A 23,256-nucleotide genomic window follows, 5' to 3' on the forward strand; every position below is an offset into this window, starting at 1 on the left:
TAAATAAATAGGAGGCGGTTTTTATGATTGATCAAACGTTACTGCGTGCGAAAATCAAGGAAATCACAGGGCATCCGCTTGTGAAGCATTTTTTGAGCAACCCCCGGTATGAACGGCTTTTCAACCACGTTTTGGAACATCCGGATTCTGAAGAGGCAGAGTGTCTCGATCGCGAATTTAAGCGGTTTTACAAAAACATCCGCATGATCAAATACATCAACTCGATGATCCGGATTTTCTCCGTCGACTTTGATAAAAGAGTCCGGAAAAATCGAGAGCGTTTTCCATTGATGATCGACGACAGTCCGACTTTGCCCGAGCCGCCCCGAGGGGACCTGTTAGACGATGTCTTGGAACAGGAAGAGGATTTAAGTGAACATCTGCAAGACCCGATGCTTTATGAAGCGTTTTTGCAATTGACGGACAAGCAGAAAAAAGTGCTTGCGCAAATTTACATTCACGGGGTATCCATGCAGGAAATGGCTGACTCTTTGGGAGAATCAAGGCAAAATATTTCAAGAATTCATAAAAGGGCACTCGAAAAGATAAGAGAGCTGCTGAATTCTAAAGCAGAGGGGAATGATAACAGTGAGTCTGCACGACGAAAAAGAGATTGAGAAATTGCTGGAAAATTTCACGCCGATGATCAAAAGCAAATTAAACAACACATCCTATCAAGAGAGGGAGGATCTTGAACAGGAGCTGAAGATGAAAATTTGCGAAAAAGCGGAGATGCTTTTATGTCAAGAAGTTCCTGGGTTTTGGGAGTTTATAACAGAATTGCTGAAAGTCCTTTAACCTGAGTTGTTTTGCTTGCGTAAAACGGCCGGAAGTGTTAAAATTTCTAGCATTTGATTAAGGGAATGTTCAAGCAGCTTCATTGAAATCATGGTGATGATTTGTTTTAATATGAACAAAGGTTTGATAAAATAAATGGATGGATATTCCATTTTTTCTCCTATAAAAACATGCATCAGATAGGTGGTAAGATATCATGAAAAATCAATACCGAGTATTGTTGTATTATAAATATGTTCATATCGACAACCCCGAGCAATTTGCCGAAGATCACCTCAAGTTCTGCAAAGATTTGGGCCTGAAAGGGCGCATCCTTGTGGCGGGTGAAGGAATAAACGGAACCGTGTCAGGAACCGTAGAGCAGACAGACCGCTATATGAGTGAAATGAAAAACGATCCCCGCTTTGAAGATATGGTGTTTAAAATCGATGAATCAGAAGGGCACGCTTTCAAAAAAATGCATGTCCGCCATCGCGATGAGCTTGTGACGCTCCGTCTGGAAGATGATATCGATCCGAATGAATTAACGGGAAAATACCTTGAGCCAAAAGAATTTTATGAGGCGATGCAGCGGGAAGATACGATTGTCGTCGACGCACGGAACGACTATGAGTACGATTTGGGACATTTCCGCGGCGCGGTCAGACCGGACATTAAGGCGTTCCGCGAATTGCCTGAATGGATCCGTGATAACAAAGAAAAGCTCGAAGGCAAGAAAATATTGACTTACTGCACGGGCGGTATCCGCTGCGAAAAATTTTCGGGATGGCTGAAAAAAGAAGGATTTGAAGACGTGTCCCAGCTTCACGGCGGGATTGTGACGTATGGAAAAGACCCTGAAGTTCAAGGTGAACTGTGGGACGGGCAGTGCTATGTTTTCGATGAAAGAATCAGCGTTCCGGTCAACCAGAAAGAGCATGTCATCGTCGGCAAGGATTATTTCACCGGCGAGCCTTGCGAGCGCTATGTCAACTGCGGCAACCCTGAATGCAACAAGCAGATCATCTGCTCTGAAGAAAATGAACACCGCTATTTGCGGGGCTGCACGCACGAGTGCCGGGTTCATCCGCGCAACCTGTATATCAAAGAGCACGGCCTTTCAGAAAAAGAGGTGCAAGAGAGACTCGAAAAGCTGGAAGAAGAGGGGCATACAGCGCAGTCATAAAAGCTGTATATAAAAGTATCATCTAAAAAACGAAGATGCCGCAAGCATCTAAGAAATGGCATTGCTCCTGCAAGGGAGTCTGCTTTCGTTTTGAATGGAGGAACGCCTTGACCTGAAAAATCGAGGCGTTCCTTTTTTTATTCGTGAATTGCAAGCAGAATGAAAGTATTTGCAGGCGATCAGACTGCTGAACGAAAGTATCAATTAACGCTTTTGATCCAGCCGCTAGTGCAAAAATGCGAAACAGGCGATCAGCAATATGTGCAAACTGCGTCGTAAAACTTCCGTATGGGAAGTTTGCATCCTGTCTGCGAGCTATTCCCGGCTATACGTTTTTGGACCGGCGGATGATTCCAGCATAAGCCGAGTTTTTCTGAATATTTGCCTGAAAACGTCCCATACTATCCAATAACAATACAAAAAGGCAGGTAGCAAAAGAGATGACAAAAACCCTTTACATTACCGCTCACCCGCATGACGAAAGGGCATCATACAGCATGGCGGCGGGAAAAGCTTTTATCGAATCTTACAAAGAAGCTCATCCGGATGATGAAGTCATACATCTTGATCTTTACAAGGAGAACATTCCGCAGATTGATGCGGATGTTTTCAGCGGCTGGGGAAAATTGCAGTCGGGATCGGGATTTGAACAGCTTTCTGAACACGAAAAGGCAAAAGTCGGCCGTTTGAATGAGCTGAGCGAGCAATTTATCGCGGGAGACAAATACGTGTTTGTCACGCCGCTTTGGAATTTCTCTTTTCCGCCGGTGATGAAAGCGTACTTTGATGCGGTCGCTGTAGCGGGAAAGACGTTTAAATATACCGAACAGGGACCGATCGGGCTGTTAACCGATAAAAAAGCCCTGCACATTCAGGCGAGAGGCGGCTACTATTCAGAAGGGCCGGCTGCGGAACTTGAGATGGGGCACCGCTATATCAGCATCATGATGCAGTTTTTCGGAGTGCCGGAATTTGAAGGTTTATTTATAGAAGGGCATAATGCAGAGCCGGATAAAGCCGAAGAAATTAAACGAAATGCAATTGCCCGCGCCAAAGAATTGGGCCGGACCTTTTGAAAAAACCGCGGACGTGATCCGCGGTTTTATTTTATTTGTGTAAGAACACCGTTTGATTCGTTTCGCTGCTTTTTTGAGCGGCTTCTATAATTCGGATGACGTCGCGTCCTTCTTCCGCCGTGACAGGCAGGCTGCCGCCTTCAAGAATACTTGAAGCAAGCTGCTTGTAATAGGTTAAGTATGAACCCGGGATGCTTTCCACTGTTTCCTTAATGACCTCGTCACCTTCGACTGTGGCCAGTTCCCCGTAATATTTGGGTTGATCGGCTCCCCACTCATCGCCTGCAGGTTTTTGACCCGCTCTGAGTGCATCCTCCTGGCCGTCGATACCATACTTAATAAAGCTTCCTTTTGAACCGTGGATTTGGTAGCGGGGACCGTTGGCCGGAACAATCGAACCCGAGTGGAGAATCACTTGGCGCTGATCATAGTGAAGGACGACATGGAAGTAATCGTCTGTTTCCGCATTGGCTCTTTGAGCGGTCACTTGAGCGGTGACGCTGTTTGGCATGCCGAATAAATGAAGCACCTGATCGATCAGGTGTGAACCCAAATCGTACAGTGCGCCTGAGCCCGGTCCTTTCTGCTCTCTCCAGCGCTGTCTGACATTCGGCCGGAACCGGTCGTAGGAGGCGTGGAATGTGTTAACCTCTCCGAGGCGCCCTTCTTTGATGAGCTGTTTGATCGTCAAAAAGTCGTTATCCCATCTTCGGTTGTGGTAGACGCTGAGAAGCACCCCTTTTTCTTTCGCGGCATTGATGAGCTTTTCAGCTTCTTCCGCTGTTGCCGTCATCGGTTTTTCCAGGACGACATGCTTTCCGGCGCGGATGCACTCTTTCGCCATTTCGTAATGAAGGCCGCTCGGCGTGGTCACGATGACGAGATCAATGTCAGGGTCATTTGTGATGTCTTCGATCGAGCTGACGGCTTCTGTTTCGGGGAGGTCTTGTTTGACTTGTTCTTTTCTTGAAGTCATCACCTTTCGAATCTCAAAATCTTCTAACACAGATAATAAAGGCGCATGAAACACCGAACCTGACAAACCGTATCCTAATATTCCTGTGCGAACCTTGTTCACCATTCATTCTCCTCTCCCATGTTCGTTTTTAATATGTAATTAACACACCTTTATTTTACCCTGTTTGCCTATAGGAACAAACCTAAAGACCTTTTTCAACCGGAGAACGGAAGATTTTGTCACAATTTTGTTCAATTTGAAGAGGTGTCCGGTTATCGTTAAAAACAAAAAGAGGGGATTTTGAAAATGGAGTATGATTGGGGCGCTTTTATGAACAAGGATTTGGCTGTCGAGCCGGCATCAGCTGAAGGAAGCTTGAAAAACCTTTCGTTTGCGGTAAAGGATGTGTTTGCGGTAGAAGGCCATACAAATGCGGCGGGAAATCCTGATTGGCTGAGGACGCACGAACCTGCCGAAAAAAACGCGGAAGCCGTTGACTTGCTGCTGCGTGAAGGGGCAAGGCTTAAAGGTGCTGCTCACACGGATGAGCTGATGTACAGCCTTGACGGAGAAAATGTCCATTATGGTACGCCAGTCAATCCTTGTGCCAAGGACAACATTCCTGGAGGATCTTCAAGCGGTTCGGCCGTGGCGGCAGCTTCCGGCATGGCCGATTTTGCCCTTGGAACAGACACCGGAGGGTCTGTCAGAATCCCTTCTTCCTACTGCGGAATTTTCGGATTTCGGCCGACGCACGGCGAGGTGCCGGTTAATGGAGTCATACCACTGGCGAAAAGCTTTGACACTGTCGGATGGATGTCAAAAGATATCGGAATTCTTCATGCGGCAGGCCGCGTCCTGCTTAGCGGACAGGAGGAGGCAGGGGCCTGTTTCAAGCGGATTTATTTTGAAAAAGAGGCGTGGAGCCTGCTTGAAGAAAGCGACCGGACACAAGTATACGCTCATGCATTAGGCCTGATAGACGGCGAATTCGACTGGTGCATTGCCGCTGACGGAGGCCTCGCGGAATGGGCGGAGATGTTCAAGTTGCTGCAGGGACTGGATATTTGGGAGGAGCATGGAGCTTGGATCGAGCGCACAAATCCAGTGTTCGGCTCTGGAATCGCAGAAAGATTTGAATGGACGTCAAGTCTTAGGAAAAGCGATCATGAGCATGTGTTGATGAAAAGAGAAGCGGTGAAAAGGAGACTGTCGGAATGGCTCGCGGAAGACGGCTTGCTCGTCATTCCAACTGCTCCCGGCACGCCGCCGCTCCGCGGGCTGCCGGAAAACGAATTACATGAGAGAAGGGCGCGCACGATGAAACTGACGTGTATTGCCGGGCTTGGCGGGCTTCCGCAGATCACCGTTCCGTTACCGGCAAAAAACGGCGAGCCTTTGGGGCTTTCATTCATCGCCGGCCGCAAACAGGACCTGAAGCTTCTGGCTTGGACTGAAAAGCACGTGTTATCTCTTCAAGTATGAGGGAAGCATATGCTGCGGATCTTTTCTGCATCATATGCTTTTTGCTTGCTTCAATTATTGTTAACTGGTAAACTATTAAATAGTTAACCGGTTAACGATGATGGAAAGGATATGATGATCGTGGAAAACAAGACGTATGAGCAAGCATTTCAAGCCGTTCAGGATTTTATTCTCAAAAGAGAAAAGCGGGCTCAGCATGAACAGCAGGCGCTCGCAAAGGAAGCTTTTCAAGAAGTCGACAGCATCCGGAAGCATTGGACACTGACCCAGCTTCACATTATCTCGCTTATCAGCGAAAACGAGGCAGACGTCAACAACGCTTTCCTGGCAGCAAAACTTCAAATATCAAAAGCGGCAGTGACAAAAGCGGTCAATGTGCTTACAAAGCACGGGATGATCGAATCGCACAAAAAACCGAACAACAACAAAGAATTGTATTACAGATTAACAGACGAGGGGAAGAAACTGGCCGACATTCATGACAGGATGCACGAAATTGCAAAGCAGCGCTATATCGAGCTGTTTGAGCGGTTTTCCGAATCCGAGCTGGAAACCGTCATCCGCTTTTTAAACGAATGGTCAAAACACATTTAATCAAGAGGAGCAGCGAATGAATAAAAGTGAAGCCCAACAGTTTTTAAGCAGCATGTATCAGGACATCTTGAGTGAAATGAATACTGAAAAAATTCCCGATTATTTCAGCGAGAATTATGTTCAAGTAACCGACGGCAGTCAAATTGACCTTGTGCAGTTTAAAGATCACATGAGGACGCTGAAAAAGATTGCCCGCACCATAACGGTGTCGCCCTTTCATGAGTTTTTGTTTGACGAGCGACTGCAAAGCGCAGCGGTCAGGTATACGGTCAATGTTGTCAAAACAAACGGAGACCGGGGGAGAATTGAAATCATCGCGATGTTTAAAATGAATGGTTTTAAAATCGTTCAATGCCACGAACTTTCACATGCGATCGAAGGGACGGAGGATTTTGAAGAGCTGGCGAAGATCAGTGAAGCGGCAATTGAAAAAGCCTCCTCTCGGGAGGAGAAGGCTTTTTCACAAGATTAATGTTTCGTATCAAATCTGATGTTGAGCGAGACGGGGCCGCGTGTGTAAAGGCCTGTCTCACGGTAAACGAAGTCTTCCTCCAGCTGGATATTCTTCAGCTGATCCAGGACGATATTTGCGACAAGCTCGATTTCCGTCTTCGCAAACCCCGCTCCTACACAGTTGTGGATGCCTGAACCGAATGCGAGATGCCTGGCAGCACCGCTGAATGCGCTTTTGACTTCCAGGTCGGTGCGATGGATGTTGAACTCGTCTGGCTCCTCAAACGCTTCAGGATCGCGATTTGCCGCGCCTATCATGCAAAATACAGTCGTCCCTTCTTTGAGCTCGACTCCGCCGATCACCGCGTCCTCTGAAAGCTGGCGCGGGATGAGCTGCACCGGCGGCTTGTAGCGCAGCGTCTCTGCGATGGCCTGAGGCAGGAGCGTGCGGTCTTCCAGCACGTCATTCATTTGATCGGGATGATGAAGCAAATGATAAATCATTAATGCGAGCGTCTTGTCCGCCGGTTCCGTGGCGGCAAGTAATATATTGAGAATCAGCGCGCGGATGTCGCGGTCAGACATCGCTACTCCCTCGTATTCGGAAGTGCAAAGGATGGATATTAAATCATGGCCGGGGTTTTTGCGCCTTTCCTCGATAATCGGATTCAAATATTCAGCGAGCTGTTCACTGCATTTAAGGGAATGCTCCCGGTCCTCAGGCGCCTGATTCAAACTGGTAATGAAATCGGCGACGCCGCTGTGCCAGTTTCTCACTGTTTGGTGGTCGTTCTTGTCCAAACCTAAAATGTCCATCGTCACACAAACGGCGAACGTTTTGCCGAAATCATTGACAAGGTCGATCCGCCCTTTCTCCAGATGAGGGGCCAAAAGCCTTTGTGCATTTTCTTTGATGAGCGGTGTGAGGTGATCAAGGGATTCCCCGATAAAACGGCGCAGAACGATTCTCCTTTTCGCCGTGTGTTCTTTGCCTTTCATTTGGGCGAGCACAGGTCCGCGCATGACGGGCTCGGCCCGTTTGGCAAGCGATTTCGTTGTAAAGACGTCCTGATTCTGGAGCACGCGGCGCACATCCTGGTAGCGGCTGATAAAATAGCTGTCTAGCGATTCTTCATAATGGACGGGATCAGATTCCCGAAGGTATGAGAAATATTGATACGGATTCTCGTGATATTGTTCTGACAACACGCTGAATGTTTTTAGCGATTGATTCATACTCGTTCCTCCTGCATGCTTTTAGATTCCACACTTTCGTCCGCTTCGGAAACCATAAGATATCCTTGATTTGGGCGCATTTTGACGGCAAATTCATGACGGGAGATCTGTTCGCCGAGCTTCCATGGACGGTGATAAGCAAGAAGCGTCTCTTCGACGCCTAAAATATCAGGGGCGGCGATGAAAAACGGAAGTTCAGCGATGACGTATTCAACAGCCAGCTCCAGCATGGCGGCGCTGACCTCCTGGACATCCATCCGAATGCCCCGAGCCCGTCCGAGGATCGCCGCATGCGACATCTCCAGGCAGGCTTTGCGGAAATGCGGCTGGTCAAAAAAGGCGTCTTCGACTTCCATCCGCAAACGCTGGTATGCGGTCTGGTTCGCGAAATCGGAAAATGTATGAATGGCCTCGGGGTTGCCGCCATGCGCTTCCAACGCCTTTTCAGCGAATCTCCGGTTCCGTGAGACTTCTTTCCTGACTTTCCGTTCGGCCTTCCCATTCGGGGTGCCGAGCGCTTCGAGAAGGTTGGCTGCTTCCTTTCCGGCTAAAAGCACGGATACATGTTGAAATTCACGGACGGCCCAGCCGATAAGCCGATGAATGTAATCTTCGGAAAATCGGCTGTTAAACGGGCTGATGCCAATGAGAACATGGCGTCTGCGTTTTAGTATTTCATTGCAGTTTCGGGTAAGAGTTTCAGTTTTGAATGGCCGGTGTTTGCTCTCCATTGTAAGCTCTGTCATTGATTTCCTCCTTAACGGACATAGAATGACTTCTTTTGCAATCAATGATGGGATACGTGCGGTTTATCGAGCTGGGAATAGGCTGGTCTCAACTTCACGATGAATCGAGAAGAATAAGCGATGGTGCGGGTCATGATGAAGGGGTATCACATTTGTTCAATAGTTAAAGCAGGGCAAGAGTTTGAGCTCAAAATCAGGCAAGGTACAGCATGAAAGTTTACTAGTAAACAATAGTCATTTTATCCCTATCTTTTCCAGTTGTCAACACAAATCAAATTCAAAATATGAAAATATTCGTAACGTTTTTTGTGAACCTGAGGAATTTTGATCAGAAGGAACCTTTTTTTAAGGCGTTTTTCGAGTGAAGAAACCCGATAAGTAAAAAATTTGTAAAAACTTTAAAGCTGCAGTAAGAAATGTTCGTTGACATTGATAAAGGAGTCATCTACAATTAATATTGTTAACTGGTAAACGATATTGAAGGAATTGTTAACGAATAAACAAAAACAAGGCAGGCGGTTTGACATGAGACCAATGAAATTAAATGCTTCTTTCATTATGTATTTTGTGTGTATCAGCGCCTTTTTCGCATCGTTGAATCAAAATATTTATTCACCCATCATTCCGTTAATCAGAGATTCGTTTCACGTTTCCGTATCGATGGTCAACCTGTCCGTCTCTCTGTTCATCTTCATTACAGCTGTGATGCAGATCATTGTCGGCTCAATTGTCGACTTTAAAGGATCGAGGTTTGTGATGATGGCGAGCATGATCGTAACGGTCATTGCTACAATCGGCTGCGCCGTCGCACGGGACTTTGGACTGTTTCTTTTTTTTAGGGTGCTGCAGGCTTTAGGGACGGCAGCGCTTCCATTAATTGCGGCAACCACAATCGGATCTCTGTTCCAGGGAACGAAGCGGGGCAGTGCGATGGGGACTTATCAAATGCTGCTTTCCCTTGCACCGGCAGCGGCGCCTATTCTCGGCGGTTTTATCGGGGAGCGCTATAATTATCCGGGAATTTTTTGGTTTTTGACAGTCTTGTCTGTTCTTTTGCTTTTCGGAAATGCGTTTTGCTTTCCGCAGAGCCATGCGGAGAAAAAGACCAATCTCAGCGCGGGCAGCCTGTTGTCGCATTATAAGGATATTTTCAAAAACAGGACGGGAAATGCCGTTTTGATATTAAGCTATCTTCTTTTCTTTATTTATTTTTCAGTGATCGTATATTTGCCGATTTTGCTGACTGATCATTATCACCTTGATCTGCAGATCGTCGGCTTGCTGTATTTGCCGATAGCGGTCAGTACGGTTGCCGGCAGCGTGCTGTTTAAGTGGATACAAAAGAGATTGTCGCTCGGACGCCTGTTTCTGATCGGCAATCTGACCGCCGCGGCCAGCGTCGTCTGTTTTGGCTTTACCCACTCGTTTTCACTTTTCGCGTTGTCGGCGGCCCTCGTTCTTTTCGGCGTCACGATGGGGCTGATCCCGCCGCTGTTCTCTACGATGATGGCAAATGAATTTGATGAGAACCGCGGCAGTGCGATGGGCATGTTTAATTTTATCAGGTATACGGGAATGGCCTGCGGTCCTGTTCTATCAGGCGTGTTATTAGGAATGTCATCTTCTGTTTTCGTTTTCGGCTGTTTCGGCATCGTCTATGCCGCGGCCGCCCTTTTGATGATCGCGATCATGCGGAAAGCAGCTCAGACAAAGACGCTGCAAGAACCAAACAAAAAAGCTGCCAGGTCTTAAAACCGGGCAGCTTTTTTAATTACAGATCCGTTCTCCACATTTCTTCTTTCACTTGTCTTTTCTCAGACACAAAGGCGAACATCGTCAGCGTCAGTCCGCACATGGTCATAAGCGCACCGCCTGTGGCAAGGTATGTGTAGGACTCTGATGCATGAAGAATGAGTCCGCCGATCCATGCGCCGAGCGCGTTGGCCAAGTTAAATGCAGCGATGCTGACAGAGGTGGCGATCGTTGTTCCGTGTTCAGACGCAGCCACGACCTTTGTTTGCAAAAGGGGCACCGTTCCGAAAGCGCCGGCTCCGAATAAAAACGTCACGATGATGGCGCCGGCAGGGTGTCCGCTGACAAAAGGGAAGGCCGCAAGGATCGCCATGAGCGCGATCATCACGCCGATCATGGAGCGGGTTAACAGGTGAAACGGCACCTTTCCGGCGTAGAAATTGCCGACGACTCCGCCAAATCCGTAGGCGAAAAGGGCGGCTGTAATGCCGAGGCTGCCAAAACCGGCAGAATGCCGCAGCATCGGTTCAATAAACGTGTAGGCGATGAATACACCTGAATAGCCGAAAATTGTGATAGCAAAAGAGAAAAGAACTTGTTTATTTTTAAACACATCCCATTCATGGATCAATTTAGGGACGACTTTCGGTTTTCTGTGCGGCACCGTCAGCCAAATGCCGGCGAGGCCGATCAATCCGAGGAATGCGATCATCAGAAAAACGATCCGCCAGTTGAAAAGGTCGCCTAAATAAGAACCGAACGGAACGCCGAGCATCAGGGCGATGGTCAAGCCGCCGTTCATTGAAGCGGCAGCGGCGGCCCGCTTTTCGGGCGGTACCATTTCGCTGACGAACACCATCGTCGTTGCAAAAAATGCGCCATGAATGGAAGCGGATAGGATTCTTGAGATCAACAAAACGGTGAAGTTCGGCGCCAGGAAACTGAGCGCATTCGACAGTACAAACACACTCATCAAGCCGATCAATACCGGTTTTCGCGGCATTTTGACCGACAATATGGTGACGATCGGCCCCGTCAGACAAACGCTTCCCGCATATGCCGTTACCAATAAGCCGGTAGATGAAATCGGAACAGAGAGATCCTTTGAAATGGAAGTCAATATACCCATAACGACGTACTCTGTAAAGCCGATAGAAAATGTGCAAATCATAAAAATTGCGATGATCAGTTTGACTGGTGCGTGCAGTGTTTTATTCATCCTGACCCCTCCTTTTAAAAAACATGAGTTTATATATTAAAAGATTAAAAGCCGATTTTCAACCGTTTGTTGTGGATCAATATGTTCCCAAAACGGTTAGCCGGCGGGACAAAAAGCGTCATCATCATGATGCCAGCGCTTTCTTAAAATCTGACATTTTATTTTCAAAGGTTAAAACATTCCACATTCCTGCCCCCCTACGGCTGCCTGCTGTTGGGGGTTTTTTATTTATAGACCGATTGAAACAGCTCTATCATAAAATGGCTTCTGGAAAAAGCGCTTACAAAACAAAACAAAATGTGTTACTCTTTAAACAAACATATTCAAAAATAAACAAACAAAAACGGAGTGATACGTATGGTGGAATATTTATGGTCAGAAACTGAGGCTGCATCGCTGCGTCCGGGTCTTGACGAACTCGTCTACCGTTCCAACCTGATCGGCTCTGACCGATCGGTCTGCAACTGGGGCGGGGGAAACACATCGATGAAAACGACGGAAAAGGATTTCAGGGGCAGGGACATCGAGGTGATGTGGGTGAAAGGCAGCGGCTCGGACTTGGCGACGATGTCAGCGGGCCAATTTACCGGGCTGAGGCTCGATGATATTCGTCCGCTGATGGAACGGAGCAGCATGACCGATGAAGAAATGACGGCATATTTGTCCCATTGCATGATGGACGGAAAGCACCCGCGGCCGTCGATCGAAACGCTTCTTCATGCTTTTTTGCCGTTTCCGCATGTCGATCACACCCACCCCGATGCGATCATCAGCATCTGCTGCGCTGATAATGGAAAAGAGATCGCAGAGGAGATATTCGGCAGCCGCTTTGTATGGGTGCCTTATGTCAGACCGGGCTTCGCTTTATCGAAGCTGATAGCAGAAGGTGTGAAAAACAACCCGAATGCAGAGCTTGTTTTAATGGAGAAGCATGGGCTCGTCACCTGGGGGGAAACGGCGAAAGAAAGCTATGATCAGACGATTGCTGTGATTCGCGAAGCGGAAGCATACATTAAAAGCCGTTCAGAAGATCATCAGCCGTTTGGCGGACAGATGGTCGAGCCGCTTGCACCGGAGGACCGGAAACGGATTTTAGCCGATATCTTGCCAATTATCCGCGGCGCTGTCAGCGGAGAGAAACGCATGCTGCTCACATGGTGCGATGCTGATGATGTACTCGAATTCACGAACAGCAGGCGAGCTCCATCGCTTTCACAGGTCGGCGCCGCATGTCCGGATCACCTTGTGCATACAAAGCGGACGCCTGCCTATATTCCGTGGAATCCCGCTGAACAGGACACAGAGAAGCTGGTCGAACGGATCAAAACCGAGATTGCTAGGTTTAAAGAATCGTATGCCGCCTATTTTCAAAGAAACCGGCATGAAGGAGACGAGATGTTTGAACCGGCGCCGCGCGTGATGCTAATCCCGGGAATCGGCATGGTGGCAGCAGGTAAAAGCCTGGCGATGGCAAAGGTCAGCCGAGATTTATATCGGCGGGCGATTGCTGTCATGAAGGGAACAGAAGTCCTTGGAAACTTTGTATCTCTAAATGAGGAAGAATCCTACAATGTCGAATATTGGCCGCTTGAGCTTTATAAATTAACGCTTGCTCCGCCGGAAGCCGAATTTTCCCGCAAGATCGCATTTGTGACGGGAGGAGCGGGCGGAATCGGCAGCGAGACCTGCCGCCGCCTTGCTTCAGAAGGTGCGCATGTTGCTGTTGCTGACATTAATATAGAAGGCGCAGAAAAAACAGCCGCAGAGATTAATGAACAATACGGTGCGGAACGAGCATCCGCCGTCCGCATGGATGTGACGAAAGAAGAGGACGTTCAGGCGGCATTCGAGGAAATCGTCCTTAATTACGGCGGGATCGACATTCTCGTCAACAACGCGGGGCTTGCGACATCCAGCCCGCTTGATGAAACGACTCTCGAAGAATGGAATTTGAATATGAATGTACTTGGAACAGGATATTTTCTCGTCGCCAGAGAAGCTTTTAAGCAAATGAAAAGACAGGGTTCAGGCGGCAGCATGGTGTTTATCGGCTCGAAAAATTCCGTTTATGCAGGCAAAAACGCTTCGGCATACAGCTCTGCAAAAGCGCTTGAGGTTCATTTGGCGAGATGCATCGCCGCTGAAGGCGGACCGTATGGAATCCGCGTGAATTCAGTGCTTCCGGATGCGGTGCTTCAAGGGTCGGCCATCTGGGACTCCAAGTGGCGCGAAGAAAGAGCCGCCGCCTACGGGATTGAACCCGATCGGCTTGAAGAGCATTACCGCAAACGTACGACTCTTTCCGTCAACATTTATCCCGCCGACATCGCCGAAGCGATCGCTTATTTCGCTTCAGAAAAAACGGCAAAAACGACGGGATGCATGCTGACGGTTGACGGGGGAGTGCCGGCCGCATTTTCAAGGTAATTGGAAAGGAACGGCTTCGGCCGTCCTTTCAGAAAACAAAGGGGGAAAAGGGAGATGAAGGGCGAGACCCACTGGATCATACCGGACGGTTTTATTCCTCCGGAAAGTTCCGGAAGCTTGACGAGCCATGAAGCCATCTGTGTTTTAAATTGCCATGAAGAAGACGCAAACCTTGCGATCACAGTATACTTTGAAGACCGTCCGCCGCTCGAAGGCATTCCCGAGACGGTTCAGGGCAAGAGAACGAAGCATATTCGCACAAGTTCTTTGCACCGAGCAGGAGAACGCATTCCTGAAAATGTTCCTTATGCGATCGAGATCGCAAGCGATGTACCTGTGATCGTCCAGTACAGCCGGCTGGACACAACCCAGCCGGAACTTGCGTTAATGTCAACCATGGCATATCCGTTAAAAACAAGGGGGATGAGTGTACATGATGAATGACCGGGCTTACGCTTTATTTGAAGAACAGCAGAAAGACAGAGGCATCAGCCTTTCTGAAGTAAAGGAAAAATTGAAAGCGCTTAAAATCGAGACGCCTTCATGGGGATACGGGGACTCGGGCACGCGCTTCAAAGTGTTTCAGCAAGAGGGCGTACCGAGGGATCCGTTTGAAAAAATGGAAGATGCATCAGTCGTTCACAAATTAACCGGAACTTGTCCTTCCGTCGCCATCCATATTCCGTGGGATCAAGTTGATGATTACGGAAAGCTGAAAGCGCACGCCGAGGAGCTTGGCCTTGCCATCGGTGCCGTGAATCCGAACTTGTTCCAGGACGATGACTACAAATTCGGAAGCGTCACAAACGTTAAAGCGGACATTCGCCAAAAAGCGACTGAGCAATTGCTCGAATGCGTCGATATTGCAAAACAAACAGGCTCCAAGGAAATCAGCCTCTGGCTTGCCGACGGAACCAACTATCCCGGTCAGGGCGACATCAGAAAACGGAAAAATTGGATGTATGAGTGTCTGGCTGAAGTATACGAAGCGCTTGACGATGATATGCGGCTCTTGATTGAATACAAGTTTTTTGAGCCGGCATTTTATCATACAGACCTGGCGGATTGGGGGATGGCTTACAATTTGGCGCAAAAGCTCGGGCCGAAGGCTGAGGTGCTCGTCGACACCGGCCACCATCCCCAAGGGACGAACATCGAGCACATTGTCGCTTATTTGCTTGACGAAAAACGTCTCGGAGGCTTTCATTTCAACAGCCGCAAATACGCTGATGACGATTTGATCGCAGGCGCGCACAACCCGTACGAACTGTTTCTCATTTTTTATCAAATTTTGGACGCCTGCCGCGATTCCGACCCGAGTGTCCGGAAGACGGCCGAACATATTTCGTATATGCTTGATCAATGCCATAATCTCGAACCTAAAATCCCGGCTGTACTGCGCTCGGTCATGAATGTGCAGACTCAATTTGCAAAAGCGCTTTTGATCAACTTCGATGAAGTGAAGAAAGCGCAGGAAAATCATGACGTTCTTGCCGCAGAGGCTGCGATCCGCGAAGCATTTGAAATTGACGTCAAACCGCTCCTTTACGCCGTGCGGGAGGAAATGAACGTCCCGCCTGATCCGCTCAAAGCTTATGCGGAAAGCGGGTATGCGGAGAAAATACTGGCACGCGGCAAAGGCGGTGCAAGCTGGTGACGATTCTCGCTTTTGATCTTGGTGCGTCGAGCGGCAGAGCTTATGCAGGTCATGTGGACGGCGGTCTGATCAAAGCGGAGGAAATTCACCGTTTTCCAAATCAGCCCGTTCAGGCGGGAAAACACCTTTATTGGGACATTCTCAGGCTTTATCATGAAATCAAAAAAGGCATTTTAAAGGCGAAAAACGGCTGCGGACGAATCAGCTGTATCGGAATCGATTCTTGGGCGGTTGATGTCGGCTTTCTCGATCGTAACGGAGAGTTGTTGGGGAACCCTTATCATTACCGAGACCCTTACACGGACGGAATGATGATGGAGGTGCTGAATGAAATCGGAAAAGAAGAGCTGTTTTCAAGAACCGGTATTCAACTTTTGCCGTTCAACACCATCTTTCAGCTCCGGGCGCTGAAAAAAGCGAATTCTCCGCTGTTGGAACACGCGGAAACGCTTTTAATGATTCCTGATTTGCTGCGCTATTTTTTAACGGGCGAGAAAAAAAGCGAGTTTACAAATGCGACGACAACTCAGCTGTTCAACCCGAAAACGTCAGATTGGGATTGGGAGCTCATCAGCCTTATGGGACTCCCGGCCAATATTTTTCCGAAGGATATAGCAAAACCAGGAAGCGAAGCGGGGAGGCTGTCACAATCAGTGTGCAGCGAATTGTCGGTGCCTGCCGTACCGGTCATTGCCGTCGGCGAACATGACACGGCTTCTGCAGTTGTCGGCGTTCCCGCTGAAACGGAAGACTTTGCATATTTGATTTGCGGCACCTGGTCGCTGATTGGAACTGAACTTGACACTCCGCTGATGTCAAAACAGGCGCTCGATTGGAATTTTACAAATGAGGGCGGTGCCGGCGGTACATTCCGCTTTTTAAAAAACATTATGGGATTGTGGCTGTTCCAGCGCTGTCAGGCGGATTGGGAAAAAGACGGGATCAGCTATTCGAGCGCCGAGCTTGTCAAACTTGCCGGACAGTCGGAAGCATTCAGGTCGGCGGTTGACCCGGATGACCCGATGTTTCTTAATCCCGTGCATATGCCTGAGGCGATCAGGGAGTATTGCCGTGCAACTGGGCAGCACGTGCCGGAAACGCCCGGACAGATGATCCGCTGCGTGCTGGAAAGCCTTGCGTTTAAATACCGGTTTACGCTTGAACGGATTGAAACATTGACAGGAAAAGAATATGACGGACTTCACATGGCGGGCGGAGGGATTCGAAATGAACTGCTGTGCCAATACACGGCGAATGTACTGGCCAGAAATGTATGGGCCGGACCGTCAGAGGCGAGCGCCATCGGCAACATTGCCGTACAGGCCATCGCACTCGACATGTATTGGGATATTCAAAGCGCCCGAAAAGCGATCAGGACTTCCTTCCCTCAAAAAACGTATGTACCGGAAGATACAGAAGCGTGGGAGGCGGCATACCGCCGCTATACAAGTCAGATTCTCGGCGCCGCTTCCCGCTGAAAACATTTCCTGTATCGGCGCTGATGCGCTATCATGAAAGTAACAGTGACTTTTACCAAAAAAGGAAGGAAGTAAACGGATGCTTGTAGCTGAAAGACACCAAAAAATCGTCGAGCTTGTCAATCTGCGCTCGAGCGTACGCGTCACAGAACTGAGCGAGCTTTTTTCCGTCACGGAAGAAACGATCAGGCGCGATCTGGAAAAGCTTGAGAAGGAAAATAAGCTGAAAAGAAGTCATGGCGGCGCTGTCAGCGTACAGACCGAAGAAGCGGAGGTGCATTTTCGCAAGCGCGAAATTACAAACGTAAACGAAAAAAAGATGATTGCATTTGAAGCCGTTAAGCACGTGAAAAGCGGGGAACGAATAATTCTTGATGCCAGCACGACGGCATGGTACATGGCAAAAGCGCTTGAAAACATCCCGCTGACCGTCATCACCAATTCAGTCAGAGTCGCGATTGAACTCAGCAAAAAAGAAAAGGTGACGGTCATTTCAACCGGCGGGATGCTGCTGCCGCAATCGATGTCATATGTCGGTCCTTTGGCTGAGCGCTCCCTTGATATGTATCACGTCAACAAAACATTTCTATCTTGCAAAGGCGTCGACCCTGCGAGCGGTTTGAGCGATTCAAACGAAATGCAGGCGCTGTTGAAAAAACGGATGATCGAGATTGCGGACGAAACGATCTTGATGGCGGACAGCAGCAAATTCGGGACCCGTGCTTTCTCGCAAATCGACCGCCTTCATAACGGATACAGGATCATCACAGATTCAGGAATTGACAAAGCAAACCTTGCCCTCTTGAAAGACATTACAGAGACCATCACGATCGTCGGCTGAAACCAAGCTTTTCAAGCACTTGATTTTAAAATCAGGCGCAAATGGGATAAAATAGAAGAGTAAAAAAGGAAAGGAGATGTTTTTGATGGCGAAAAAGATTTTGATCGTAACGGGCGACGCAGTTGAAGCGCTGGAAGTGTATTATCCTTATTACCGCTGTCTTGAAGAGGGCTATGAAACGACGATCGCCGCACCGAAAAAGAAAAAGATTCATACGGTTGTTCATGACTTTTTGGATTGGGATACATACACCGAAAAGCCGGGCTATTTAATTGACGCGCATGCTTCATTTGATGAGATTGATCCGTCCGAATACGACGGCATCATCATTCCGGGCGGACGCGCGCCGGAATTTATCCGGATGTACGATTCCCTGCTGAAAATTGTTGCTCATTTCTTTGAGGAAAATAAACCGGTCGGCGCGATTTGTCACGCGAGCCTGATTTTCACAAGCCTGAGAGAACATCTGAAAGGTCGGGAGCTGACGGCTTACATCGCCTGCAAACCGGAAGTCGAAGCCGCGGGCGCGACTTATGTAGAGGAGAAGCTTCATGTCGACGCCAATCTGGTCTCAGGCCATGACTGGTCCAATCTGCCGGAGTTTATGAGAGAATTTTTTAAAGCGTTAAACAAATAATATGCAGGGACGACCCCGCAGAAAATTGGGGTTGTCTCTTTTTTTTAGACATGTTTCGCTTCGCATTTTATAATGGTACAAACGGGTAACTTGGACAAAATATAATGGAAAGAGAGGTGCTCCGATGTCAGCAGATCATCATGAACACACATTAAATCCCAAAAGTTCTAAAGGAAAAGAACAAATCACAAACCGTTTAAAGCGGATTGAAGGGCAGGTCAGAGGCATTCAAAACATGATCGAAAATGACCGCTACTGCGTCGATATTCTTGTTCAAATCTCAGCTGTGCAAGCCGCGATGCAAAAGGTGGCTTTCAGCCTGCTTGAAGATCATACCCACCATTGTGTCGCAAACGCGATTAAAAGCGGTGAAGGCGAAGAGGCCATCGAGGAGCTGCTTGATGTGTTTAAGCGTTTTTCAAAGTCGTGAACGAAAAAAGGGAAAATCGTTTTCTTGAAATACCCTACAGGGGTATGGTAATATAAAACCGATCAATATCATCAAACCATAGGAGGTTTTCAATATGGAACAAAAAACACTGAAAGTCGAAGGCATGTCTTGCAACCACTGTGTTCAGGCAGTAGAAGGAAACGTCGGAAAGCTTGGCGGAGTAGAGTCCGTTAAAGTGAATTTAAGCGAGGGCAAGGTCGAAGTTTCGTTTGATTCAGGCAAAGTATCGCTGAAAGAAATCATCGATACGATCGAAGATCAGGGGTATGATGTCGCAGGCTAATGTATACCTATAAGGGGTATATAAGGAGTGAAGGATATGGACGGACAAAAAGAAGCCACCCTCCAAATCTCTGGCATGACCTGCGCCGCCTGTGCGGCGCGGATCGAGAAAGGGTTGAAAAGGCTTGACGGCGTTCAGGACGCAAATGTGAACTTGGCGCTGGAAAAATCAAAAATCGTTTATGATCCGGGGCAAATCGAAGTCGGACAGCTGGCTGAAAAAGTCGAATCGCTCGGCTATCAAGTTCCAGCGGAAAAAGCCGAATTCGCAATTTCCGGCATGACGTGTGCGGCTTGCGCCAACCGGGTTGAAAAGCGCCTCAACAAGCTGCCGGGCGTCAAAAACGCCGCCGTCAACTTTGCCATAGAGACTGCGGCAGTCGACTATCATACCGGTGCGGTTTCGCCGGAGGAAATGATCGAAGCCGTTGAAAAGCTCGGCTACAAACTCGAGCTGAAAAAAGACCAAACTGCGGATGGAGCGGCGGAACAAAGAGAAAAAGGCATTCAGCGTCAAACCGGCAAGTTTATTTTTTCGGCCATTTTATCTTTTCCGCTGCTCTGGGCAATGGTCAGCCATTTCAAATTCACGTCATTTATATGGCTGCCGGGGATGTTCATGGATCCCTGGGTTCAGTTCGCGTTGGCGACACCGGTTCAGTTTATCGTCGGGAAACAGTTTTACACAGGGGCTTATAAAGCGCTTCGGAACAAAAGCGCGAACATGGATGTGCTGGTCGCTCTCGGCACGTCTGCCGCGTATTTCTACAGCTTGTATTTAAGCATTGAAAGCCTCGGCACGAACCGGCATCCGGACGGACTTTATTATGAAACAAGCGCCATCCTCTTAACCTTGATCATTTTAGGAAAGCTGTTTGAAGCGAAAGCGAAAGGGCGCTCATCCGAAGCGATCAAAAAGCTGATGGGGCTGCAGGCAAAGACGGCGACCGTCGTCAGAAACGGCGAAGAGATGACCGTGCCGATTGAAAACGTATTGGCAGGCGACATCATGTACGTGAAGCCCGGTGAAAAAGTACCGGCAGACGGAGAGATTGTCGAAGGACGTTCTGCGCTGGATGAATCAATGATCACCGGTGAAAGCATCCCTGTTGACAAGACGGTTGGAGATCCGGTTATCGGTGCTACAATCAATAAAAATGGATTTTTAAAAGTAAGAGCAGAAAAAGTAGGCAAAGATACTGCGCTGGCGCAGATTATAAAAGTCGTGGAAGAGGCGCAAGGTTCAAAAGCTCCGATTCAACGGCTCGCAGACCGGATTTCCGGGGTTTTTGTGCCGATTGTCGTGGCGATCGCGGTCATCACATTTCTCGTCTGGTATTTGGCGGTTAGCCCCGGTGAATTCGGCACGGCGCTGGAAAAGCTGATTGCGGTGCTTGTGATCGCATGTCCGTGTGCGCTCGGTTTGGCAACACCGACTTCGATCATGGCCGGATCGGGCCGTGCGGCTGAATTCGGAATTTTATTCAAAGGCGGCGAACATTTGGAGACGGCTCACCGCTTGGAGATGATCGTGCTTGACAAGACGGGGACGGTCACAAATGGAAAGCCTCAGCTCACAGATGTGCGCACTGAACCATGGATCGATGAAACATCGTTTCTCAAGCTTATCGGTGCTGCGGAAAAAAACTCTGAACATCCGCTTGCTGAAGCCATTGTCGAAGGCGTTAAAAAGAGAGAGATAGAACCGGCCTCCGCAGACAGCTTTGAAGCGATACCCGGTTATGGTATCGAAGCCGCAGTCAATGAAAAACGGATTTTGATCGGCACAAGACGGCTGATGGAAAGCCGTGATATTGACATTCAAGAGGCGCACAGCGAAATGGAGAAGTTTGAAACACAAGGAAAGACGGCGATGCTTGCCGCCATCGACGGTCGGTTTGCCGGGCTGATCGCCGTCGCCGATACGATAAAAGACACGTCGAAGAGAGCGGTGAAAAGGCTGCATGATATGGGGCTTGAAGTCGTCATGATCACCGGAGACAACCGGCGGACGGCAGAAGCGATTGCTGCTGAAGCCGGCATTCAGCATGTCATTGCAGAAGTCCTGCCTGAAGGAAAAGCAGATGAAGTGAAGAAAATCCAGGCAAAAGGCAAAAAAGTCGCGATGGTCGGCGACGGCATCAATGATGCGCCGGCACTGGCGGCAGCCGATACCGGAATGGCGATCGGAACGGGGACTGACGTCGCCATGGAAGCCGCCGATATCACCTTGATCCGCGGCGATTTAAACAGCATCGCCGATGCGATCCTCATGAGCAGGCTGACGATCAAAAACATTAAACAAAACCTTTTCTGGGCGTTTGCCTACAACAGCATCGGCATTCCGTTCGCGGCCGTCGGGCTTTTGGCCCCGTGGATCGCAGGTGCCGCGATGGCGTTCAGTTCGGTCTCGGTCGTTCTGAATGCACTCAGGCTGCAAAAGGTGAAGCTTGATTGGAGGAATCCGTCTTGAAGGATAAAACAGTACTCGTTTGGACGGTTTCGGCGGTTGTTTATGTAGGAATTGTCATGCTCGTATACAGCATATTGGCCGCTCAGGAACCGATACCCGATGAAAAGCCTCATGACGGTCATGCTTTAGAAGAGCATGCCAAATGATTTGAAAAAGCCGGATGTTAAAGAACATCCGGCTTTTTGCATTAGTATCTGTTATTGCTCATACACATCAAAATCTTTTCCTGAACGATTTCTTTCATGGCTTCTTTGGCGGGGGCCATATATTTTCTTGGATCGCTTGCATCAGTGTGTTCATGCAGATAACGGCGCAGTTTATCTGAAAAAGGAATTTTTAATTCAGTCGCGATATTTACTTTTGCACAGCCGAGCTTGATGCACTTTCTTACATCTTCTTGCGGAATTCCTGAGGCGCCGTGCAGGACAAGCGGAACTGAAACCCGTTTTTGAATCGCGGCCAGCCGGTCAAAATCGATATTGGGTTCTTTTGAGTAAAGCCCGTGGGCTGTACCGATTGCCACCGCAAGCGAATCGATTCCGGTTTTCTCGACGAACTCTTTTGCTGCATCCGGATCGGTGTAATAAGCGTCGGCTTCATCCACGATTAAATCATCTTCCTGTCCGCCGAGCCTTCCGAGCTCGGCTTCTACAGTGGCATCTTTTTGCCGGGCATATTGTACGACGCTCGCTACAATTGCGGTATTTTCGGCAAATGGATGGTGCGAAGCATCAATCATCACCGATTTTGTCCCTAATGATAAAGACTCGCGAATATCATCAATCTCTTCATGATGATCGAGATGGAGGGCGACCGGGATTGAACAGCGCGCTGCGGCCGTTTCTGCAATCGCTTGAATATAGTCGCGGCCTGCATAGCTGAAGGTTCCGGGAGTAGCCGCAAGAATCACGGGGGACCTTAGGGCTTCAGCCGCTTCTGTCACGGCTTGCACGGTTTCCAGGTTGTGAATGTTAAAGGCCGGTACCGCATAGCCGTTTGTCTGTGCGTCCAACAGCATTTTCTTCGTATTTGTCAGCATATCGATTCCTTCTTTCTGATCAAAATTAGGATATATAGCTCGAAAAGGTGTTCAGAATGTCGTCAGGACTCGAGGCTTTAAGCAGCTGCTGCCTCGCATCTTCGTGAACAAGCATGCGAGACACCGATGATAATAGATTGAGATGTGTGCTGCCTGCCTCGGCATCTGGTATCAATAAAGCAATGATAAATGTGACAGGGTTTTGATCAAGCGCGTTCCATTCGATGCCCATCTGGTTTTGAATGATGATGACAGATGCTTCTGTGATGTCCTTCAGTTTTGCATGGGGAATGGCAAAGCCTTCAATGAAGCCGGTCGTACTTTCAGCCTCTCTTTGTGCCAATCCGTGTATGACCGCTTGTTTTGTTTGGGCGGCTCCCGATTCATATGCGACCTGAGCCACCCGGTCAAATGCTTCCGCTTGGGAAGATAACGTTTCTTGAAGATAGATGTGCTCTTTTTTGATTAAAGCTGTTGTGCCCATGTTTG

Annotated in this window: 24 protein-coding genes; 18 read left to right on the forward strand and 6 right to left on the reverse strand. The window is 48.6% G+C overall.

The features are described 5' to 3' along the window. Positions 1-23 precede the first annotated feature (23 nt). From M1E03_RS03710 to M1E03_RS03725, 4 genes are all read left to right on the forward strand, one after another. Positions 24-617, forward strand: coding sequence for a sigma-70 family RNA polymerase sigma factor (locus M1E03_RS03710; RefSeq protein ID WP_020452972.1), 594 nt, complete (start codon positions 24-26; stop codon positions 615-617). Continuing rightward, the gene (rsoA, locus tag M1E03_RS03715; RefSeq protein WP_031305046.1) at positions 580-798 is read left to right on the forward strand and encodes a sigma-O factor regulator RsoA; all 219 of its coding nucleotides are present in this window, start codon (positions 580-582) and stop codon (positions 796-798) included. The genes M1E03_RS03710 and rsoA overlap by 38 nt, the downstream gene beginning before the upstream one ends. 196 nt (positions 799-994) lie before the next feature. Next, complete coding sequence (gene trhO, locus M1E03_RS03720; protein WP_224066726.1) at positions 995-1,963, forward strand: oxygen-dependent tRNA uridine(34) hydroxylase TrhO; 969 nt, start codon at positions 995-997, stop codon at positions 1,961-1,963. Between the two features lie 440 nt (positions 1,964-2,403). Continuing rightward, complete coding sequence (locus M1E03_RS03725; RefSeq protein WP_020452970.1) at positions 2,404-3,039, forward strand: FMN-dependent NADH-azoreductase; 636 nt, start codon at positions 2,404-2,406, stop codon at positions 3,037-3,039. A 31-nt stretch (positions 3,040-3,070) separates the two neighbouring features. On the opposite strand, the gene M1E03_RS03730 is transcribed toward M1E03_RS03725, so the two are convergent. Further along, positions 3,071-4,120, reverse strand: coding sequence for an oxidoreductase (locus tag M1E03_RS03730; RefSeq protein WP_048350124.1), 1,050 nt, complete (start codon positions 4,118-4,120; stop codon positions 3,071-3,073). A 183-nt stretch (positions 4,121-4,303) separates the two neighbouring features. Here M1E03_RS03730 and M1E03_RS03735 point away from each other — a divergent pair, with 183 nt between their 5' ends. The 3 genes from M1E03_RS03735 (at position 4,304) to M1E03_RS03745 (ending at position 6,548) form a co-directional block, all read left to right on the forward strand. After that, positions 4,304-5,482 (forward strand): amidase, encoded by a 1,179-nt coding sequence (locus M1E03_RS03735; RefSeq protein WP_048350125.1) that lies wholly within the window; start codon positions 4,304-4,306, stop codon positions 5,480-5,482. A gap of 114 nt (positions 5,483-5,596) precedes the next feature. Further along, positions 5,597-6,076 carry a MarR family transcriptional regulator gene (locus M1E03_RS03740; protein ID WP_020452967.1) on the forward strand — a complete coding sequence of 160 codons (480 nt, stop codon included), beginning with the start codon at positions 5,597-5,599 and terminating at the stop codon, positions 6,074-6,076. Positions 6,077-6,092: 16 nt separating this feature from the next. Then, the gene (locus M1E03_RS03745; protein WP_020452966.1) at positions 6,093-6,548 is read left to right on the forward strand and encodes a metallopeptidase; all 456 of its coding nucleotides are present in this window, start codon (positions 6,093-6,095) and stop codon (positions 6,546-6,548) included. Here M1E03_RS03745 and M1E03_RS03750 read toward each other — a convergent pair. Beyond that, positions 6,545-7,765, reverse strand: a complete 1,221-nt coding sequence (locus M1E03_RS03750; protein WP_020452965.1) for a cytochrome P450, cyclodipeptide synthase-associated — start codon at positions 7,763-7,765, stop codon at positions 6,545-6,547. The genes M1E03_RS03745 and M1E03_RS03750 overlap by 4 nt on opposite strands. Next, positions 7,762-8,511 carry a tRNA-dependent cyclodipeptide synthase gene (locus tag M1E03_RS03755; protein ID WP_146874715.1) on the reverse strand — a complete coding sequence of 250 codons (750 nt, stop codon included), beginning with the start codon at positions 8,509-8,511 and terminating at the stop codon, positions 7,762-7,764. Before M1E03_RS03755 ends, M1E03_RS03750 begins: the two co-directional genes overlap by 4 nt. Positions 8,512-9,036: 525 nt before the next feature. Between M1E03_RS03755 and M1E03_RS03760 the strand changes: the two genes are divergently transcribed. Continuing rightward, on the forward strand, positions 9,037-10,263 hold the full coding sequence (locus M1E03_RS03760) for an MFS transporter (RefSeq protein ID WP_023856294.1): 1,227 nt from the start codon (positions 9,037-9,039) through the stop codon (positions 10,261-10,263). Between the two features lie 19 nt (positions 10,264-10,282). Here M1E03_RS03760 and M1E03_RS03765 read toward each other — a convergent pair whose 3' ends face one another. After that, positions 10,283-11,482: an MFS transporter gene (locus M1E03_RS03765; RefSeq protein ID WP_023856293.1), complete on the reverse strand. Its 1,200-nt coding sequence runs from the start codon at positions 11,480-11,482 to the stop codon at positions 10,283-10,285. Between the two features lie 357 nt (positions 11,483-11,839). Between M1E03_RS03765 and M1E03_RS03770 the strand changes: the two genes are divergently transcribed. From M1E03_RS03770 to M1E03_RS03815, 10 genes are all read left to right on the forward strand, one after another. Continuing rightward, a complete protein-coding gene (locus tag M1E03_RS03770) occupies positions 11,840-13,909 on the forward strand; it encodes a bifunctional rhamnulose-1-phosphate aldolase/short-chain dehydrogenase (protein ID WP_020452961.1) in 2,070 nt (689 codons plus the stop codon). 54 nt (positions 13,910-13,963) lie between these two features. Next, positions 13,964-14,353 carry a sensory rhodopsin transducer gene (locus M1E03_RS03775; protein ID WP_096748472.1) on the forward strand — a complete coding sequence of 130 codons (390 nt, stop codon included), beginning with the start codon at positions 13,964-13,966 and terminating at the stop codon, positions 14,351-14,353. Then, positions 14,346-15,566: an L-rhamnose isomerase gene (gene rhaI, locus M1E03_RS03780; protein WP_186440119.1), complete on the forward strand. Its 1,221-nt coding sequence runs from the start codon at positions 14,346-14,348 to the stop codon at positions 15,564-15,566. Before M1E03_RS03775 ends, rhaI begins: the two co-directional genes overlap by 8 nt. Continuing rightward, positions 15,563-17,044, forward strand: coding sequence for a rhamnulokinase (locus M1E03_RS03785; protein ID WP_458110680.1), 1,482 nt, complete (start codon positions 15,563-15,565; stop codon positions 17,042-17,044). The genes rhaI and M1E03_RS03785 overlap by 4 nt, the downstream gene beginning before the upstream one ends. A 79-nt stretch (positions 17,045-17,123) precedes the next feature. Next, on the forward strand, positions 17,124-17,885 hold the full coding sequence (locus tag M1E03_RS03790) for a DeoR/GlpR family DNA-binding transcription regulator (protein WP_458110681.1): 762 nt from the start codon (positions 17,124-17,126) through the stop codon (positions 17,883-17,885). An 85-nt stretch (positions 17,886-17,970) separates the two neighbouring features. Next, complete coding sequence (locus tag M1E03_RS03795) at positions 17,971-18,522, forward strand: DJ-1/PfpI family protein (protein ID WP_003185255.1); 552 nt, start codon at positions 17,971-17,973, stop codon at positions 18,520-18,522. A gap of 124 nt (positions 18,523-18,646) precedes the next feature. Beyond that, positions 18,647-18,952, forward strand: coding sequence for a copper-sensing transcriptional repressor CsoR (csoR, locus tag M1E03_RS03800; protein WP_020452956.1), 306 nt, complete (start codon positions 18,647-18,649; stop codon positions 18,950-18,952). Between the two features lie 94 nt (positions 18,953-19,046). Next, positions 19,047-19,256, forward strand: coding sequence for a copper chaperone CopZ (copZ, locus tag M1E03_RS03805; protein WP_020452955.1), 210 nt, complete (start codon positions 19,047-19,049; stop codon positions 19,254-19,256). Between the two features lie 36 nt (positions 19,257-19,292). Next, a complete protein-coding gene (locus M1E03_RS03810) occupies positions 19,293-21,728 on the forward strand; it encodes a heavy metal translocating P-type ATPase (RefSeq protein ID WP_050820781.1) in 2,436 nt (811 codons plus the stop codon). Continuing rightward, positions 21,725-21,874, forward strand: coding sequence for a hypothetical protein (locus tag M1E03_RS03815; protein WP_023856286.1), 150 nt, complete (start codon positions 21,725-21,727; stop codon positions 21,872-21,874). The genes M1E03_RS03810 and M1E03_RS03815 overlap by 4 nt, the downstream gene beginning before the upstream one ends. Positions 21,875-21,915: 41 nt before the next feature. Here M1E03_RS03815 and M1E03_RS03820 read toward each other — a convergent pair whose 3' ends face one another. Both M1E03_RS03820 and M1E03_RS03825 read right to left on the reverse strand, forming a co-directional pair. Next, positions 21,916-22,767: a tagatose bisphosphate family class II aldolase gene (locus M1E03_RS03820; RefSeq protein WP_020452953.1), complete on the reverse strand. Its 852-nt coding sequence runs from the start codon at positions 22,765-22,767 to the stop codon at positions 21,916-21,918. A gap of 25 nt (positions 22,768-22,792) precedes the next feature. Further along, positions 22,793-23,251 carry a PTS sugar transporter subunit IIA gene (locus tag M1E03_RS03825; protein ID WP_026580110.1) on the reverse strand — a complete coding sequence of 153 codons (459 nt, stop codon included), beginning with the start codon at positions 23,249-23,251 and terminating at the stop codon, positions 22,793-22,795. Positions 23,252-23,256 lie beyond the last annotated feature (5 nt).

The organism is Bacillus sp. PK6-013 (genome assembly GCF_054161445.1).

Coding starts and splice junctions, on each gene's coding strand:
- M1E03_RS03710 (WP_020452972.1), top strand. CDS start 24: ATGATTGATCAAACGTTACTGCGTGCGAAAATCAAGGAAATCACAGGG.
- rsoA (WP_031305046.1), top strand. CDS start 580: ATGATAACAGTGAGTCTGCACGACGAAAAAGAGATTGAGAAATTGCTG.
- trhO (WP_224066726.1), top strand. CDS start 995: ATGAAAAATCAATACCGAGTATTGTTGTATTATAAATATGTTCATATC.
- M1E03_RS03725 (WP_020452970.1), top strand. CDS start 2,404: ATGACAAAAACCCTTTACATTACCGCTCACCCGCATGACGAAAGGGCA.
- M1E03_RS03730 (WP_048350124.1), bottom strand. CDS start 4,120: ATGGTGAACAAGGTTCGCACAGGAATATTAGGATACGGTTTGTCAGGT.
- M1E03_RS03735 (WP_048350125.1), top strand. CDS start 4,304: ATGGAGTATGATTGGGGCGCTTTTATGAACAAGGATTTGGCTGTCGAG.
- M1E03_RS03740 (WP_020452967.1), top strand. CDS start 5,597: ATGATCGTGGAAAACAAGACGTATGAGCAAGCATTTCAAGCCGTTCAG.
- M1E03_RS03745 (WP_020452966.1), top strand. CDS start 6,093: ATGAATAAAAGTGAAGCCCAACAGTTTTTAAGCAGCATGTATCAGGAC.
- M1E03_RS03750 (WP_020452965.1), bottom strand. CDS start 7,765: ATGAATCAATCGCTAAAAACATTCAGCGTGTTGTCAGAACAATATCAC.
- M1E03_RS03755 (WP_146874715.1), bottom strand. CDS start 8,511: ATGACAGAGCTTACAATGGAGAGCAAACACCGGCCATTCAAAACTGAA.
- M1E03_RS03760 (WP_023856294.1), top strand. CDS start 9,037: ATGAGACCAATGAAATTAAATGCTTCTTTCATTATGTATTTTGTGTGT.
- M1E03_RS03765 (WP_023856293.1), bottom strand. CDS start 11,482: ATGAATAAAACACTGCACGCACCAGTCAAACTGATCATCGCAATTTTT.
- M1E03_RS03770 (WP_020452961.1), top strand. CDS start 11,840: ATGGTGGAATATTTATGGTCAGAAACTGAGGCTGCATCGCTGCGTCCG.
- M1E03_RS03775 (WP_096748472.1), top strand. CDS start 13,964: ATGAAGGGCGAGACCCACTGGATCATACCGGACGGTTTTATTCCTCCG.
- rhaI (WP_186440119.1), top strand. CDS start 14,346: ATGAATGACCGGGCTTACGCTTTATTTGAAGAACAGCAGAAAGACAGA.
- M1E03_RS03790 (WP_458110681.1), top strand. CDS start 17,124: ATGCTTGTAGCTGAAAGACACCAAAAAATCGTCGAGCTTGTCAATCTG.
- M1E03_RS03795 (WP_003185255.1), top strand. CDS start 17,971: ATGGCGAAAAAGATTTTGATCGTAACGGGCGACGCAGTTGAAGCGCTG.
- csoR (WP_020452956.1), top strand. CDS start 18,647: ATGTCAGCAGATCATCATGAACACACATTAAATCCCAAAAGTTCTAAA.
- copZ (WP_020452955.1), top strand. CDS start 19,047: ATGGAACAAAAAACACTGAAAGTCGAAGGCATGTCTTGCAACCACTGT.
- M1E03_RS03810 (WP_050820781.1), top strand. CDS start 19,293: ATGGACGGACAAAAAGAAGCCACCCTCCAAATCTCTGGCATGACCTGC.
- M1E03_RS03820 (WP_020452953.1), bottom strand. CDS start 22,767: ATGCTGACAAATACGAAGAAAATGCTGTTGGACGCACAGACAAACGGC.
- M1E03_RS03825 (WP_026580110.1), bottom strand. CDS start 23,251: ATGGGCACAACAGCTTTAATCAAAAAAGAGCACATCTATCTTCAAGAA.